Genomic DNA, 16,140 nt, shown 5'->3' on the forward strand with positions numbered 1-16,140 from the left:
GCATGACGTCAGGGCTGGCCGAGCCGCGCCGCCGACCCGAGCGGCAGCAGGATCAACGCGCTGCCGCGCGCCGACATGCCGCCCGCGATCATCCGGGCATCGCTGCCCGCGCCCCAAAAGCTGTCGAAGCGATTGGCGCCCTTGATCGCGCCGCCGGTATCCTGCGCGATCCAAATGCCATTGGGTTCGGCCCGGTCGAGCGACAGGAGAACCGGCGCACCCAGCGGCACATATTTGGGATCGGCCGCCACCGTCGCCTCCGGCGTCACCGGCACGCCCAGGGCTCCCAGCGGGCCCGCGCCAGTCAGTTCACGAAAGAAGACGAAGCTCTTATTCTCGTCCATGATCGCCGCGCCCTCGGCGGGATTGGCGCGCAGCCAGGCCATGATGTCCTGCATCGATCCTGCCTGGATCAGGCCGCGATCCTTCATCAGCTTGCCGATGCCGGTATAGTCGCGGCCATTCTGCCCGTCATAGCCGATGCGCATCACGCCGCCATCGGGCAGGATCAGCCGCCCGCTGCCCTGCACCTGGAGGAAGAAGAATTCGACCGGATCGGCGGCCCAGGCCAGTTCCAGCCCCCTGCCCGCCAGCGATCCCGAAACGATCTGCGACCGATCGTCGAAGGGGACGAAATTGCTGCCGTCCACCTTGCCTCTGATGGTCTTGCCCTTCAGGCTGTCGCTGAACAGGCCGAGATTGACGTCGACCAGATTGGGCGGGCGACGGTAGATCGGCACCTGATAGCCGGGCTGGCGCGTCCGCGATCCGGCGATCTCCGGCTCATAATAGCCGGTGACGAAGGCCTTTCCCTCGCCCACCTGCACCGCTTCGAAATAGCGGGAGAAAAATTCATTGGCCGATGCTTCGGGCCAGCTTGAGGCGGCAGCGCAGGCGCTGTTCCAATCCGCTCCCTGCGTCAGCCCGCTCTGGTCGCCCCGCTTCATCAACGAGGGGCAGGACAGGCGGAAAGCCTGGAGCGCTTTGCGCGAGCGCTCGCCCGAGGGAATGAGATCGGCAATATCGGGGCCACGCGTGACGCCAGCACTGACTGCATTGGCCGTGTCGACAGGCACCGTCACCGGCGGCGTTGTCGGCAAGGTCGGCCGGGGCGTGGAAGGAATGGGGCGTGTCACCGTCTCGCCACCGCCACGGGGCGGACGCGTCGGCGCGGGGCCGCCCGCGCCCGGCGGAATCACGCCGCCCGCGCAAGCGGACAAGAGCAGCGCTACGGCCAGCGCGCAACCCGCCCGCACTCCACCACCCAAGGACGGCAGGCTCATGCCGCCTCGTCGGTCTCGCTGAGCCTCCAATTGGGATCGGTGCTGCGCAGATCGCGCGAGAAGGTCCAGATATCGTTGGTGCCGACCGCGTCGGTCAACGAACCGGCGACGACATGGCCGTCCTTGTCCCGGGTGACCGCAGCGATATCCGCCTCGAACCGCAGCGATACCTCCGCCATGCGGCCCGTGACGCTGGCGTCGATGATCTGCGCCTTTTCGATCCGGACCAGACGATTGTCGAGGACGTGGCCCTCCGCCTGACGCGCGGCGATCGCTTCCTCGAAAGAGGCCAGCACATCGGCGTCGCAAAGCCATTCCAGCTCCTGCCGGTCGCCCCGCCAAAAGGCTTCCAGCACCATCTTGTAGGCGGCCTTGGCGCCCTCGACGAACTGGGGCACGTCGAAACTACGGTCCGCCGCGATCAATGCGCGCACGCCCGCCTCGCCGCCAGGGGCGATCAGGCCATCGGAAAGGCGCACCGAATCGCCCGCCATTTCCGCAACCGGCCGGGGCTGCACGATCGTCACTTTCGCGCGCTCGTCAGCCGGGCGCAGGGCGGGCTCCTGCTCATGCCCGGTGCGCTTGCCGAGCACGGAATAGAGCCGCAGCGCCAGAAAACCGGCAATCATGGCGAGGATGACGATCACATACACGGGGTCACGTACCCTTTGGACTGAATCTGAAAAACTGTAACGCTGCCAACATAAGCATGTTTCCCCGCATATTCAAATGGCCGCTTTTCATGTGCCGCATTGCTCCGCCCTGCCGCCCCTGCTAAGCGCGCGGATCAACAAGCGCGGGCATTCTGCCCGCCAGACGAACCTTAAACCTCAGGGAAATAAGATGGCCGAGGAAGCCGATATCATTCAAACCACCGGCAATGGCGCCGACACCGGCCCGCAGATTGCGCTGATCAGCCAATATGTGAAGGATCTGTCGTTCGAGAACCCGAACGCCCCGGCCGTCTACCAGTGGCAGGATCAGCCACAGATCGACGTCCAGTTCAACATCGGCGCCGACAAGGTGGGCGAGGAGGTCGTTGAAGTCTCGCTGAAGGTCGAGGTCAAGGCGACCGCGCCGCAGGGCACCGCCTTTGCCGTCGAGCTGGTCTATGCCGCGATCTTCGGCATGCGCAACGTGCCCGAAGACCAGATGCAGCCCTTCATGTTGGCCGAAGCGCCGCGCCTGCTCTTCCCCTTCGCCCGCCGCGTACTGGCCGATGCGATCCGCGACGGCGGCTTCCCGCCGCTGCTGCTCGACCCGATCGATTTCGGCGGCCTCTATGTCCAGCAGGCCAATGCCATGGCACAGACCACGGGCGAACCGGCCGGTCACGCCTGAGCAAAGCCAGAACATTCTCCTGTCCGTTTGTGCTGAGTAGGGACTGAGCTTGTCGAAGGCCCGTATCGAAGCAGCTCCGCAACCATCCTTCGATACGCCGCTTCGACTTCGCTCAGCGGCTACTCAGGACGAACGGGAAGCCATGGCATGAAACTGGCCAGGGCGCTGGGCTCGGTCGGCGGACTGACGCTCGCCAGCCGGATACTCGCGCTGGTGCGCGATTCGCTGGCGGCGCGCTATGTCGGCGCGGGTTTCGCGTCGGACGCGTTCAACGGCGTCGCCTTCCGCCTGCCCAACATGTTCCGCGCCCTCTTTGCCGAGGGGGCCTTCTCCGCCGCCTTCATCCCGATGTTCAACCGCAAGGCGGCGGGACCGGGCGGAATCGCGGAAGGCTATCATTTTGCCGAGCGGGCGCTGGCAGTGCTGCTGCCGGTGCTGGTGGTCTTCACCGCGCTGCTGATCGCGGCGGCCTGGCCGATCACCTGGGCGCTATCCGGCGGCTTTTCGCGCCAGCATCCGACGGCCGAGCAATTCGCCTTCGCGGTCATGCTGTCGCGCATCACCTTGCCCTATCTGGCGCTGATCAGCCTGGCCTCGCTGCTGGGCGGCATATTGAATTCGCTCGACAAATTCTGGGTGAATGCGGCGGCGCCGATCCTGCTCAACGTCGCCATGATCGCGGGACTTTGGCTGTTCCACGGCGCCAATGAATATGAAACGGCGCGGGTACAGGCGATTTCCGTCACTGTGGGTGGCGCGCTGCAATTGCTCTGGCTGGTCTGGGCCTGCCGCCGGGCGGGCGTGTCGATGAAGCTCAAGCGGCCGCGTTTCGACGCGGATGTGAAGGAGTTGCTCCGCCTGATCGTTCCGGCAGCGGCGGGCGCGGGCGCGTCACAGATCAACCTGCTGATCTCCACCGCCTTGTCGGGCTGGCTGCTCGCTTCGGGATCGATCACCTATATCTATTATGCCGACCGGCTGAACCAGTTGCCGCTGGGGCTGATCGGCATCGGGCTTGGGACCATCCTGCTGCCGACCATCTCGCGCCTGCTTTCGACCGGGCAGGAACAAGTGGCAATGGACACGCAGAACCGAGGCATCGAACTGGCGCTGTTCCTGACGCTGCCCGCCACCGTCGCCTTCATCATTGTGGCCGAGCCGATCGTGCGCGGGCTGTTCCAATATGGCCGCTTCACCGTGGAGGACGCGCAGCGCTGCGGCTGGGCCTTGTCGGCCTTTTCCATCGGCCTGCCCTCCTATGTGCTCGTGAAGGTGCTGACGCCGGGCTATTATGCGCGCGGCGACACCCGGACGCCGGTGCGCTATGCGATGCTGTCTATCGTCATCAACATCATCGGCAATTTCGTGCTGATCCCGCTGCTTGGTCAGCTAGGCATGGGCCATGTCGGCCCGCCGCTGGCGACGGCGCTGTCCTCCACCGTCAATGTCGCCATGCTCTATTCCACGCTGGTGAAGCGCGGACACTTCGCCGCCGATGCGCAATTGCGGCGGCGGCTGCCCCGGCTGGCCGTGGCCGCTGTCGCCATGGGCGCGGCGCTTTATGCGGGCGAAGGGCTGCTCGACCCCTGGCTTGGCGGGGTGATGATCCAGCGCTATGTCGCGCTGGCCGTGCTTGTCGGCGTGGGGATCGCGCTGTACGGGGTGGCCTGCTTCGTCACGGGCGCCTATCGGCTGTCCGACCTCAAGGCGCTGATGCGCCGCAAAAGTGCAACCTCATAAAGAACGGATCAAGACATGCGCGTCCTTTCCGGCATCCAGCCGACCGGCAATCTGCACCTGGGCAATTATCTGGGCGCGATCCGCAACTGGGTGCGGATGCAGGACGAAATGGACGCCGACAGCCAGTGCTTCTTCTTTCTGGCCGACATGCACTCCATCACCGTGCATGAGGGGCGCGAGCAGCGCATCCGCAACGTCCGCGACATGGCCGCCGCGCTGGTCGCCGCCGGGATCGATCCCGACCGCTCGGTCCTCTTCAACCAGGCGCGAGTGCCGGCCCATGCGGAACTCTGCTGGCTGCTGAACGGCACGGCACGGATCGGCTGGCTGAACCGCATGACCCAGTTCAAGGACAAGGTGGGCAAGGACCGCGAGGGCGCCTCCATCGGCCTGTTCGTCTATCCGGTGCTGCAAGCGGCCGACATCCTCGTCTACAACGCCACCCATGTGCCGGTGGGCGAGGACCAGAAGCAGCATCTGGAACTGGCGCGCGACATCGCCACCAAGTTCAACACCGATTTCGGCGTGGAACTCTTCACCCTGCCCGACCCGATCATCCCCAAGGAATCGGCGCGCATCATGTCACTGCGCGACGGCACGGCGAAGATGTCCAAGTCCGACCCTTCCGACATGAGCCGCATCAACCTGACCGACGATGACGATGCCATCATGCAGAAGGTGAAGAAGGCCAAGACCGATCCCGAGCCGCTGCCCGAAACCGCCGCTGGGCTGGCCGGGCGTCCGGAAGCGAACAATCTGGTCGGCATCTATGCGACGCTGGCGGGCACCACTGCCGACGCCGTCTGCGCCGAGTTTGCGGGCAAGGGCTTCGGCGCGTTCAAGCCCGCGCTGGGCGAGCTGTTGGTCGAAACGCTTCGGCCGATCCGGTCGCGGTTCATGGAATTGCGCACGGATGACGCCGCGCTCGACGCGATCCTGGAAAAAGGCGCGGCCAAGGCATCCACCGCAGCCGCGCCGACGTTGCGTGCCGCTTATGACGCCATGGGACTGATGCGCTGATGCCACAGGGGTCGCCAAAGCGGCGGCCCCTTCCCTGTCCGCGACGGAATAATCCTGCCCGCGCCGTCGTAAGGTTGGCAGGACATGGTTTGCGCCCATTCGCCCGTTACGCGCGTTCAAACGATGTTCAGTTGCGTTTTGCTATGGCACGACGCAAGATGTTTGGCAGGCGTAGTGCCTGATACAGGACGCAGAAAAATGACCCGTTTCAAAAAGATCGGCCTGATCGCGGCGCCCGCCCTGGCGCTCGTGGCGCTGTCGGGCTGCGCAACTTCCTTCAAGGCGGATGTCGCCCGCTTTCAGCAGCTCCCGGCGCCCGCCGGGCAGAGCTTCACCATCGTTGCGGACGATCCGCGTCTCGCCGGTGGTCTTGAATTTTCGCACTATGCCGATCTCGTCGGCCAGCGCCTGACCCAGACCGGCTATGTCGCGGCCGGTGACCCGGCGCGGGCCGACCTGATCGTTCGGGTTTCCTACGGCGTGGACAATGGGCGCGAGAAGGTGCGCTCGACCGGCGTCGGCGCGCCCGATCCCTTCTTTTACGGCGGCTGGGGCTGGCGCGGGCGCTGGGGCCGTCCCTGGGGCTATGGCTTTTATGATCCGTGGCTGTTCGGACCCGGCGGCTATAACGACATCAGCAGCTATACGGTCTATACCAGCGACCTCAGCATGAAGATCGACCGCGCCGCCGACCATCGCCGCCTGTTCGAAGGCAAGGCGCAGGCCCAGTCCCTGTCGAACAAGCTAACCTATCTGGTGCCGAACCTGATCGACGCGATGTTCACGGGATTCCCCGGTCAGAATGGCGAGAATGTGAAGATCACCCTGCCGCCCGAAAAGAAGGGCTGAACGGCATTTCGGAAGGGCGGCTCCCAACCATGCCCCTTTGCCCGGCGGTCGATGATCGCCGGGTTTTCTTTGGGGGGGTGTTGGCCAATTGCTGACGTTGATAATATCGTCATCCCAGCGAAGGCTGGGATCTCGTGAGGCTAGACCGTGCGCTATCGCCTGAGATCCCAGCTTTCGCTGGGATGACGGAAATGGGGTCCGCAACCCACCCTAAACCACCATCCTTCAGGGCATGCGCCGCACCGTCAGAATCTTCACCGGCTGCTCCAGCATCTGTCCCTTCATCACGCCCTCGCCAGCCGTGGGCGATTTGGGCGCGGCCAGGATCGCCTTCACCACTTCCATGCCTTCGACAATATGGGCGAAGACGGCGAAACCCTGATTGTCTCCCGCCGCCTCCGGATGCGCATCCATGCCCGGCATCTTGCCCAGCACGATGAAGAAATCGCCGGTCGCGCTGCCCGGCGCATAGCGGGCCATGGAAAGCGCGCCGTCATCATGGGTAAGGCCCGTCTGGCTTGTCGGTTCATGCTTGATCGGCGGCAGGACGCGCTTGGGATCGTTCTGCGCGCCACCCTGCACGAAGCCATAATCGGCCGTGCCGACACCGCGATAGAATAGCGTGCCGTCCAGCCGCTTCTGATCGACATAGCGCAGGAAGTTCGTGGCCGTGACCGGCGCCTTGGCGACATGCACGGCTACAACAATGCGCCCGACGCTGGTTTCGAGCGCGACCCGCACATCGGCGGGTGACGGCGCGGCAGCGGTCTGCGCGAAGGCAGAGCCAAGACAGAAAAAAGCGGCGAGGAAAAGAGAAAGCTGTCGGATCATGGCGTGAAGCCTAATCCAAAGCCCCGCCCCTGTCAGCCTTCCAACTGGCGCTGCAGAGCGCGGATATCGGCGTCGATATCCGGATTGCTCTGCCGCAATTCCTCGATCGTGCGCACGGCATGGATAACGGTGCTATGGTCGCGTCCGCCGAAGATGCGGCCGATCTCCGGCAAGGAGCGCGGCGTCATCTTCTTGGCGAGATACATCGCCACCTGGCGGGGACGAGCCACCGCGCGCGCCCGGCGCTTGGAGCGCATCTCCGCCGCGTCGATCTTGTAATGCGCGGCGCAGGCCTTCTGAATTTCGTCGACGGTGATCCGGCGGGCATTGGCGCGCACCGCGTCGGCCAGCATCCCCTGCGCGAACTCAAGGTCGATCGACCGGCCGGTGAGCTGGCCGTATGCGATGAGCTTGTTGAAGGCGCCCTCCAGCTCGCGGACATTGGAGCGGATCGAGCGCGCCAGGAAATCCACCACAGCGTCGGGGACCGGCGGGTCGCCGGCAATGGCGCGCTTGGCCTCCAGGATCGCAAGACGCAGGTCCAGCCCGGCCGGGCGGATGTCCGCGACCAGCCCGCCCGCCAGGCGCGAGAGAATCCGCGGATCGATCGCGTCCAGCATCTGCGGCGCGCGGTCGGCGGTGACGACGATGCGGGCGCCGGCATCGATGAGGTCGTTGATCGTGTGCAGGAACTCTTCCTGCGTCGACCCCTTGCCGGCAATGAACTGGATGTCGTCGATCAGCAGCAGCCGCGCCGCGCGCAGCCGCGCCTTGAACATCATGGTCTCATTGGCGCGCATCGCGTTCACAAATTCCATCATGAACCGCTCGGCCGACATGTAGAGGACCGGGGCCGAGGGCGAATGGCTTGAGAAAAGCTGAGCGATGGCGTGGAGCAGATGCGTCTTGCCCTGGCCGGTGCCGCCATGGATGAAGAGCGGGCTGAAACGCGGCTGGCTCTTGCCGGCCATGGCCTGGGCTGCCGAAAAGGCGAGATGATTGGTGTCGCCCGTCACGAACTCGTCGAAGCTGTGGCGCGGCTGAAAGTTCGAAGCTGGACCCTGGGCATCCGCAACGGCGTGATCGGGACTGACAGCCGTTTCCGCCTGATGCAGTTCCAGAATGCGGGGACCGACCGCATTGGGCGCACGTAGAAGGCGCACTTCGCGCACGCTGGCTCCTGCACAACGCCACGCCATCCGCAACCGGTCGCCAAACTGACCCGAGACGAAGTTCGCCGTGAAGTCGGAGGCGAACAGCAGATCGAGCGTCTGCGATTCGGGGCAATAATCGCCCAATTGCGCGGCCTTCAGCCACTGATCGAACATGCGCGCGCCGATGTCGCGGCGCAGACCGGCGCGAATGGTCGCCCAGGCCGTCTCCAGGCGCGCAGTCTGCTGCGTGTCGAGACCGCTGAAACTTCCAATCACTGCCGTAATATCCTTCATAAACAGTCGACCCCCATCAACTGCACCCCCATAGGCAGGGGCGATGCGACGCAGAAACCCGTTCCGGAAAAGCCCCGCCTTCCCGAGTTTCGTGCATCAACTAACCTTCTGATGGCCGCCGGAAATTCGATTCGAGTGGCGGCCGGAGGATCAAAATAGACAGGCCTGCTTCGCCGGATCAAGGGCACTGGCAGTCAAAAATGTGAAATAAAGCCGTTGACTCGGCAAACCCGCAGAAAAGGCCGGGTTGAATAAATTCATATATATATCAGATACTTAATATAGCGCCTTGGGTGCCACCTGTCTCGAATCGAGAGAGAATCGCCGGAAATGGGCACTTCCTCCAAAATGACCCTTTGGTGAACGAAACATGAAAAAGCCCGCCCCGCTGAGAATCGCGGGGCGGGCGTATTTCTTCTGACGAGTTTGAAAGTGGCTGGGGCTTAGCCCAGCGCGCCGACGCGCTTCGTCAGGCGGCCGAACTTGCGAGCCGCGGTATTCTTGTGCAGCACGCCGCGGGCCACGCCACGCGCGAGTTCCGGCTGGACCGACTGAAGCGCCGTGGTCGCAGCCGCCTTGTCGCCGGCGGCGAGGGCGGTTTCGACCTTCTTCACCAGGGTGCGAATCCGGCTGATGCGGGCGCCGTTGATTTCGGCGCGGCGGGCGTTGCGGCGGATGCGCTTCTTGGCTTGCGGCGTATTGGCCATTTACTGTCCTCGGTTCTCGTCAAATCTCATGAAAAGGCCCGCCGGGAATCGCCAGCCAGCCCTGTGAAGGTGCGCCCCTTACAGGGGATCATGAGGGGCGTCAACCGCTGAACGCCCCGCTATCGCTGGCATTTCGGGCAGAAAAAGGTCGATCTGCCTCCATCCACCCGGCGGCTTATGGGCGTGCCGCAGTGGCATGGCTGCCCTTCGCGGCCATAGACCCGCCATTGTTTCGAGAAATAGCCCAGCTCCCCATCGGGCCGCGCATAGTCGCGCAAGGTGGAGCCGCCAGCGGCAATGGCGGCGGTCAGCACCTCGCGAATCGCCTCGACCAGCAAAGTAAGGCGCGGGCGGCTGATCTTGCCCGCTTCGCGGGTCGGGGCGATGCCCGCCATGTTGAGCGCTTCGCAGACATAGATATTGCCCAGGCCCGCGACGATGCGCTGATCGAGCAGCGCGGCCTTGATCGAGGTCGCCTTGCCATGGAGCCTGGCCGTCAGGGCAGCGGCGGTGAAGTCCGGACCCAATGGTTCCGGCCCCATGCGGGTGAACGGGCTGTAGCTTTCCCAAACCTCGCTGCGGACGAGATCGAGCGAGCCGAAGCGGCGTGGGTCGTTGAGGGAGAGCAATCGCCCGCCCGAGGTCTCGATCAGCAGATGGTCGTGCGCACCGATCTCCGCCGGATCGATTCGCCAGCGGCCGGACATGCCGAGATGGAAGATCAGCGTGTCGCCCCGGTCGGTGTCGATCAGGCCATATTTGGCGCGGCGGGACAGTGCCGTGATCGTGGCGCCGGTCAGCCGCTGGCGCAGGTCGACGGGAATCGGGAAGCGCAGGTCGGCGCGGCGCGGCTCGACACGGGTGAGGACGGCGCCCTCAAGAACCGAGCGGAGGCCCGCGACCGTGGTTTCGACTTCAGGGAGTTCGGGCATGGCCTTTCTATGTCGTGCGTCAACCGGCCGGGCAACAGGCGACTTGATGCATGCGCCGCTCCCCGGACATTTTAGCTGATCTCAGATGTTTCCTCTCCCCGGGAAAATGCTCTAGAGCGTGCGCCCATGAGTGAAACCGCTTCCTTTGGCTATCGCGATGTCGAAGCCACCGACAAACAGGGGATGGTCCGCGCCGTCTTCTCCAACGTGGCGTCCAAATATGACCTGATGAACGACGCCATGTCGGCGGGCGCTCATCGGTTGTGGAAGGACCAGTTCGTCAATCGCGTGAAGCCACGGCGGGACGAGCAGATCCTCGACATGGCGGGCGGCACCGGGGACATTGCTTTTCGGATGCACAAGCATGGCGCGCAGGTCACGGTGTCGGACATCAACCCCGAAATGCTGGCCGTGGGCGTCGAGCGGGCACAGAAGAAAGGCTATGAAGGGCTGATCTGGTCGGAGCAGAATGCGGAAGTGTTGAGCTTCGGGGAACGCGCTTTCGACGCTTATACGATCGCGTTCGGCATCCGCAATGTGACGCACATCGACAAGGCGCTGCGGGAAGCGCATCGGGTGCTGAAATTTGGCGGGCGCTTCTTCTGCCTCGAATTTTCCACCACGACCTGGCCGGGCTTTTCCGATGTCTATGACGTCTATTCGCATCGGCTGGTGCCCAAGCTCGGCAAGCTGCTGGCGGACGATGAGGACAGCTATCGTTACCTGATCGAATCGATCCGGCGCTTCCCGCCCATGCCGGAGTTCGAGCGGATGATCCGGGAAGCCGGGTTCGTGCAGACCAAGGTCGAGCCGATTCTCGGCGGGCTGGTCGCAATCCATAGCGGCTGGAAGATTTGATGGGCATGCAAGTAAAGCCCCTCCCCTTCAGGGGAGGGGTTGGGGTGGGAGCCATCCATTTTGCACAGCGCTTGGGGCACTCCCCCACCCCCAACCCCTCCCCTTCAGGGGAGGGGAGCAAGTAACGTGGCCTCCCATATCACGCATATCTGGCGGCTGGTTAAGTGGAGCCGTATCCTAGCGCGCCATGGAGCCTTGCGGGGAATTGAGCGCGATCCCTTGACCCCGACGCCAGTGCGGCGGCTGATCAAGGTGGCGCGTTTCGGCGCGCGCGTGCCCAGGCAACCACGCTATGCCGACGCCTTTCAGTCCATCGGCCCGGCGGCGATCAAGCTGGGGCAGACGCTGGCGACGCGGCCCGATCTGGTGGGCGACGAGGCCGCCAACGATCTGCTGCGCTTGCAGGACGCGCTGCCGCCCGTGCCCTTTGCGACCATCAAGGCGCAGATCGAGCAGAGTTTCGGGCGACCGCTGGAGGCGCTGTACAGCCGCTTCGATGAGGAGCCGGTGGGCGCGGCCTCCATCGCGCAGGTGCATCGGGCGGTCACTACGCAGGGGCGCGACGTCGCGGTCAAGGTGATCCGCCCCGGCGTCACCGATCAGTTCAATCGCGACATCCAGACCTATGAATGGGCCGCCGCCCATGTCGAGATGCTGGGCGGGGAACTGGCGCGGCTGCGGCCCCGGCTGGTGATCGCGAACATGAAGCGCTGGACGGCGCGGGAACTCGACCTGCGGCGCGAGGCGGCTTCCGCCTCCGAATTGGGCGAGGCGATGGAGGCGATGCCCGGCTATCGCGTGCCCGCCATCGACTGGGACCGCACCAGCGGCAAGGTCATGACCATGGAGTGGATCGACGGGGTCAAGATCTCCGATCGGGACGCGCTGATCGCCGCCGGGCATGATGTGAAGGAGATCGCGTCGCGGCTGGTGAACGCTTTCCTGCGGCAGGCGATTGCCGAGGGCTTCTTCCATGCCGACATGCATCAGGGGAACCTGTTCGTCACCGCCAATGGCGATATCGTCGCCATCGACTTCGGCATCATGGGGCGGATCGACCGTCGGGCGCGCATGTGGCTGGCGGAGATTCTCTATGGCCTGATCACCGGCAACTATAAGCGCGTGGCGGAAATCCACTTCGAGGCGCAATATGTGCCGGGCCATCATAATGTGGAGGAGTTCGCGACGGCTCTGCGGGCCGTGGGCGAGCCGATGCGCGGCAAGCCGGTGCGGGAACTGTCGGTCGGCGGCATGCTGGACGGGCTGTTCGCGATCACCCGCGATTTCGACATGCAGACCCAGCCGCATCTGCTGCTGCTGCAAAAGACCATGGTGATGGTGGAGGGCGTGGCGACCTCGCTCGATCCCGACATCAACCTGTGGGAGACGAGCGGGCCTTATGTGAAGGAATGGCTGCGATCGGAACTGGGACCGGAGGCGAAGGCGGCCGATGCGCTGATCGAAAATTGGCGGATTTTGCAGCGGCTGCCGGGACTGGTGAAGCGGATCGAGGAGGCTTTCCCCGAAAAGGGTGGCGCGCCGCCGCCGCCGCCTTTGCCGGAGGTGCGGCTGATCCGGGTCGGGGCCGGGTGGCGCTATGTGGTGGTGGCGTTGCTGGCCGGAGCGATCGGGGCTGGCGCGATGGCGGCGGTGACGTCCTTTCTGTAGGGGTTGTTTTCGGCCGGAGGTGGACGTTGATAATAGGCTACATATATCTTTTCAGTTACCGTTCATCCCGTTCAAGGCATTGACAGTCAGCGATGGAGCCTCTTCCCCTGTCCCGGACCGCCCTCGCATGCCGAACCATGATCGCATGAGCGCCCGCTGGCTTCGCGTCGCCGCCATTGCCGTGGCGTCACTCGCCTTGATGGCGCGCCCGGCGGCGGCGCAGCAGATCTTGCGGGACGCGGAAACGGAAGCCTTCATGGCCGATATGTCCGCGCCCTTGGCCAAAGCGGCGGGCATGGAGCCGCGCAATGTCCAGGTGCTGGTCATCAATGACCCGGATATCAATGCCTTCGTCGCGGGCGGCCAATATGTCTGGGTGCATAGCGGGCTGATCGCCGCGGCCGACAATGTGAACCAGGTGCAGGGCGTGGTCGCGCACGAAATCGGCCATATCGAGGGCGGCCATGTCATCCGCTATGGCGAAGGGATGAAGGAGGCGACCGGCATCACCCTGCTCAGCCTGGTTCTGGGCGCTGCGGCGATCGCGGCGGGCGGCGCGGAAGCGGGCATGGGCATTTTGGGCATGGGGCAGCAGGCGGCGATGGGCAAGTTCCTCGCCTTTTCGCGCGCGCAGGAAAGCTCCGCCGATCTGGCCGGCGCGCGTTATCTCAGCAAAGCCGGGATTTCGGGCAAGGGCAGCCTGGAATTTTTCAAGAAGCTGCAGAACCAGGAATATCGCCTCGCCATCCCGCAGGACGACAGTTACGGCCGCACCCACCCGCTGTCGGGCGAACGCATCAATGTGCTGCGGGAGGTTTATAGCGTCGATCCCGCCTGGGACAAGCCGATGGACCCGAAGCTGGAGGCGCGGTTCGAGCGGATCAAGGCGAAGCTGGTCGGCTTCGTGTCGGAGCCTAATCAGACCCTCATCAAATATCCCGAAAGCGACCAGTCGATCCCGGCCCATTATGCGCGCGCCTATGCCTGGCACAAGAGCGCCTATCCGGACAAGGCGCTCAGCGAGGTCGACGCGCTGCTGACCGCTGCGCCGCACGATCCCTATTTTCTGGAGTTGAAGGGGCAGGTGCTGCTGGAAAGCGGCAAGCCCACCGATGCCATTCCGCCATTGCGGGAAGCGGTGCAGCTTACCAACCAGCCGCTGATCGCCACCCTGCTCGGCCATGCGCTGATCGCGACGGAGAATGACGCGAATTTCGCGGAAGCGGAAAAGGTCTTGCGCAACGCCATAGCGCGGGACCGGGAAAATCCCTTCGCCTGGTATCAATTGGGCGTCGTTTACGAGCATCGCGGCGACCTGCCCCGCGCGGCGCTGGCGACGGCGGAGCGCTATTCGATGATAGGCGAGGACCAGATGGCGCTGCGCAGCGCCGACGCCGCGATGCAGGGGTTGAAGCCAGGCACGGTTGACTATCTGCGCGCACAGGATATCGCCATGGTCTCCCGCGCCGCCGTCGAACAGAAGCGAAAGAAAAAATGACCGAAAATTCGCGACCCGGCTTTCGCGCGGCGCTTTCCAACAGGACCATATTGATGACCCTTGGCGTTTTCGCCTTCATCGCCGTCACCGCGACCGGCGCTGCGCTAGGCACGCAGAGCACTGGCCGCGTGGATGCGAGCGACAAGGCTGCGATCGAGCAGATCGTCCACGACTATATATTGGAGCATCCCGAGATCATTCCGCAGGCGGTCGAGAAATTGCAGACCAAGCGGATGGCCGGCACGATCGACGCCAGCCGCCAGACCATCGAAACGCCCTATGCCGGGGCATGGGAGGGCGCGGCCAAGGGCGATGTGACAGTGGTCGAGTTTTTCGACTATGCCTGCGGCTATTGCCGGGCTTCGCTGCCTGACCTTGCCAAGCTGGTGGGTGAGGACAAGGGGGTCAAGGTCGTCTATCGCGAACTGCCGATTCTGTCCGACGAGAGCATCAATGCCGCGAAGGTGTCGCTGCTGGCGGCGGAGAAGAACCAATATATGCCTTATCACCGGGCGCTTTATGCAGCGGGGAAGGTGACGCGCGAGACGATCCTGGCTGCGGCGGCCAAGGTAGGCATCGATGCAAAAGCTGCACAGGCGGCGATGGCGGACAGCAAATATAATGCGGAGATCCAGTCGAATATCGGACTTGCGCAGAAATTGCAGGCTAGTGGCACGCCGACCTTCGTGATCGGAGGACAGGTGCTGAACGGGGCTGTGGGTTATGATGCGTTGAAGGCGGCGGTGGCTTCGGCGCGGGGGAAATAAGCGGCGGTTTTGGGTGGGGGCGGACATTCTGCTTGCGCCGTTTCCCAGAAACGCAACGTACTCCTGCGCAGGCAGGAACACGTTGCGCCTAATGTCCCGTACTGACCAAGAACGGACATTCCGCTCCACCATTTTCAAAACCATGACCTCCTGCCTCCTCCGCCATTGACTCAGCCATGCCTTTTGCCTATCGGACGCCCCCTGACATGCGGCCGCCCGCCCGGCGGCCCTTTTTTGTCACGCCCGATTCTTTAGATTTTTTGAGGAATGAACGATGAAGCGCACCTTTCAGCCAAGCAATCTGGTTCGGAAGCGCCGTCACGGTTTCCGCGCCCGCATGGCGACCCCCGGCGGCCGCAATGTGATCCGCGCACGCCGTTCGCGCGGCCGCAAGAGCCTGAGCGCCTGAACGACGCGCCGCTAGCGAGCGCGCCTGCCGTCATGGCACGGCGCGCCGATTTTCTGGCGGCGAATCGCGGGCGGCGCGCGCCCATGCCGGGCTTTGTCCTGCTGGTGCGCGAACGTGGCGATGGCGATCCGGCGATGCGCATCGGCATCACGGTCACGAAAAAGATTGGCGGCGCTGTCATCCGCAACCGGATGAAGCGCCGTTTTCGCGTCCTCGCGCGGGAACTGCTGCCGTCGCTTGGCGTGCCGGGGGCCGACCATGTGCTCATCGGGCGCGTCGAGGGGATCGAGCGCGATTTCGGCCTGCTCCGTGGCGAGATGGAGAAGGCGCTGCGCAAGGTGATGAGCCGGCCTGTTGGCGAGGCGCCGCGCAGGAAGGGGCGGCCTTCTGCCCCGAAGGATAAGGCGCTTTTGCGAAAGCACCCGACCGAAACCGTCGGCTCGGGAGAGCCTGGTCCAGACACAGCGATTCCAGGCGACGACCGAACCGGGCCGCCGCGAGCCGGTCTCGCTCCAGTGCCTTCGCAGGAACATGGAGCGGAAAAGCCTTGATCGGGCGCATCCTCATCCTGATCGCGCGCTTCTGGCAGCTTGGTCCTTCGCGCATTTTACCGCCCAGTTGCCGCTATGCCCCCTCCTGCTCGGAATATGCCATTCAGGCGATCCGCAAATATGGTGCTGTGAAGGGTAGCTGGCTGGCCACGAAGCGGCTAATGCGATGCCACCCTTGGGGCGGTTCGGGTTACGACCCGGTCCCCTGACACAGATTTCAAAAGATACGGCGGAGCCG

Annotated in this window: 16 protein-coding genes and 1 pseudogene; 11 read left to right on the forward strand and 6 right to left on the reverse strand. The window is 64.2% G+C overall.

The annotated features are described in order from the left end of the window. Nucleotides 1-8: 8 nt before the first annotated feature. Both mltA and K426_RS17725 read right to left on the reverse strand, forming a co-directional pair. Nucleotides 9-1,283, reverse strand: coding sequence for a murein transglycosylase A (gene mltA / locus K426_RS17720; RefSeq protein ID WP_066559916.1), 1,275 nt, complete (start codon nucleotides 1,281-1,283; stop codon nucleotides 9-11). After that, nucleotides 1,280-1,936 carry a Tim44/TimA family putative adaptor protein gene (locus K426_RS17725; protein ID WP_066559918.1) on the reverse strand — a complete coding sequence of 219 codons (657 nt, stop codon included), beginning with the start codon at nucleotides 1,934-1,936 and terminating at the stop codon, nucleotides 1,280-1,282. Before K426_RS17725 ends, mltA begins: the two co-directional genes overlap by 4 nt. A gap of 190 nt (nucleotides 1,937-2,126) precedes the next feature. Here K426_RS17725 and secB point away from each other — a divergent pair, with 190 nt between their 5' ends. The 4 genes from secB (at nucleotide 2,127) to K426_RS17745 (ending at nucleotide 6,233) form a co-directional block, all read left to right on the forward strand. Further along, a complete protein-coding gene (gene secB / locus K426_RS17730; protein ID WP_066561959.1) occupies nucleotides 2,127-2,624 on the forward strand; it encodes a protein-export chaperone SecB in 498 nt (165 codons plus the stop codon). Nucleotides 2,625-2,771: 147 nt separating this feature from the next. Then, nucleotides 2,772-4,364, forward strand: a complete 1,593-nt coding sequence (gene murJ / locus K426_RS17735) for a murein biosynthesis integral membrane protein MurJ (RefSeq protein ID WP_066559919.1) — start codon at nucleotides 2,772-2,774, stop codon at nucleotides 4,362-4,364. 15 nt (nucleotides 4,365-4,379) lie between these two features. Further along, complete coding sequence (trpS, locus tag K426_RS17740) at nucleotides 4,380-5,384, forward strand: tryptophan--tRNA ligase (protein WP_066559920.1); 1,005 nt, start codon at nucleotides 4,380-4,382, stop codon at nucleotides 5,382-5,384. 198 nt (nucleotides 5,385-5,582) lie between these two features. Then, complete coding sequence (locus K426_RS17745) at nucleotides 5,583-6,233, forward strand: DUF4136 domain-containing protein (RefSeq protein ID WP_066559924.1); 651 nt, start codon at nucleotides 5,583-5,585, stop codon at nucleotides 6,231-6,233. Between the two features lie 225 nt (nucleotides 6,234-6,458). Here K426_RS17745 and K426_RS17750 read toward each other — a convergent pair whose 3' ends face one another. From K426_RS17750 to mutM, 4 genes are all read right to left on the reverse strand, one after another. Beyond that, nucleotides 6,459-7,064 (reverse strand): peptidylprolyl isomerase, encoded by a 606-nt coding sequence (locus tag K426_RS17750; protein WP_066559926.1) that lies wholly within the window; start codon nucleotides 7,062-7,064, stop codon nucleotides 6,459-6,461. A 32-nt stretch (nucleotides 7,065-7,096) separates the two neighbouring features. Then, complete coding sequence (gene dnaA / locus K426_RS17755; protein WP_066559928.1) at nucleotides 7,097-8,512, reverse strand: chromosomal replication initiator protein DnaA; 1,416 nt, start codon at nucleotides 8,510-8,512, stop codon at nucleotides 7,097-7,099. Between the two features lie 443 nt (nucleotides 8,513-8,955). Then, entirely contained in the window at nucleotides 8,956-9,219 is a 264-nt protein-coding gene (rpsT, locus tag K426_RS17760) for a 30S ribosomal protein S20 (RefSeq protein WP_066559930.1), read from the reverse strand. Nucleotides 9,220-9,338: 119 nt separating this feature from the next. Continuing rightward, nucleotides 9,339-10,151 (reverse strand): bifunctional DNA-formamidopyrimidine glycosylase/DNA-(apurinic or apyrimidinic site) lyase, encoded by an 813-nt coding sequence (gene mutM / locus K426_RS17765; RefSeq protein WP_066559931.1) that lies wholly within the window; start codon nucleotides 10,149-10,151, stop codon nucleotides 9,339-9,341. A 126-nt stretch (nucleotides 10,152-10,277) separates the two neighbouring features. Here mutM and K426_RS17770 point away from each other — a divergent pair, with 126 nt between their 5' ends. From K426_RS17770 to yidD, 7 genes and pseudogenes are all read left to right on the forward strand, one after another. Beyond that, a complete protein-coding gene (locus K426_RS17770; RefSeq protein WP_066559933.1) occupies nucleotides 10,278-11,009 on the forward strand; it encodes a class I SAM-dependent methyltransferase in 732 nt (243 codons plus the stop codon). A 126-nt stretch (nucleotides 11,010-11,135) separates the two neighbouring features. Beyond that, the gene (ubiB, locus tag K426_RS17775) at nucleotides 11,136-12,677 is read left to right on the forward strand and encodes a 2-polyprenylphenol 6-hydroxylase (protein WP_066559939.1); all 1,542 of its coding nucleotides are present in this window, start codon (nucleotides 11,136-11,138) and stop codon (nucleotides 12,675-12,677) included. 127 nt (nucleotides 12,678-12,804) lie between these two features. Further along, a complete protein-coding gene (locus K426_RS17780) occupies nucleotides 12,805-14,175 on the forward strand; it encodes a M48 family metalloprotease (RefSeq protein WP_066559942.1) in 1,371 nt (456 codons plus the stop codon). Then, nucleotides 14,172-14,942, forward strand: a complete 771-nt coding sequence (locus tag K426_RS17785) for a DsbA family protein (RefSeq protein ID WP_066559944.1) — start codon at nucleotides 14,172-14,174, stop codon at nucleotides 14,940-14,942. The genes K426_RS17780 and K426_RS17785 overlap by 4 nt, the downstream gene beginning before the upstream one ends. Nucleotides 14,943-15,216: 274 nt before the next feature. Continuing rightward, nucleotides 15,217-15,351, forward strand: a complete 135-nt coding sequence (rpmH, locus tag K426_RS30425; protein ID WP_021317369.1) for a 50S ribosomal protein L34 — start codon at nucleotides 15,217-15,219, stop codon at nucleotides 15,349-15,351. A 32-nt stretch (nucleotides 15,352-15,383) separates the two neighbouring features. After that, nucleotides 15,384-15,726: pseudogene (rnpA, locus tag K426_RS17790) on the forward strand (ribonuclease P protein component); the annotation flags it as partial. Between the two features lie 172 nt (nucleotides 15,727-15,898). Continuing rightward, the gene (gene yidD / locus K426_RS30430) at nucleotides 15,899-16,111 is read left to right on the forward strand and encodes a membrane protein insertion efficiency factor YidD (RefSeq protein ID WP_082748686.1); all 213 of its coding nucleotides are present in this window, start codon (nucleotides 15,899-15,901) and stop codon (nucleotides 16,109-16,111) included. The last annotated feature ends 29 nt before the right edge of the window (nucleotides 16,112-16,140 follow it).

The sequence above is a fragment of the Sphingobium sp. TKS genome (assembly GCF_001563265.1).
Classification (GTDB): Bacteria; Pseudomonadota; Alphaproteobacteria; order Sphingomonadales; family Sphingomonadaceae; genus Sphingobium.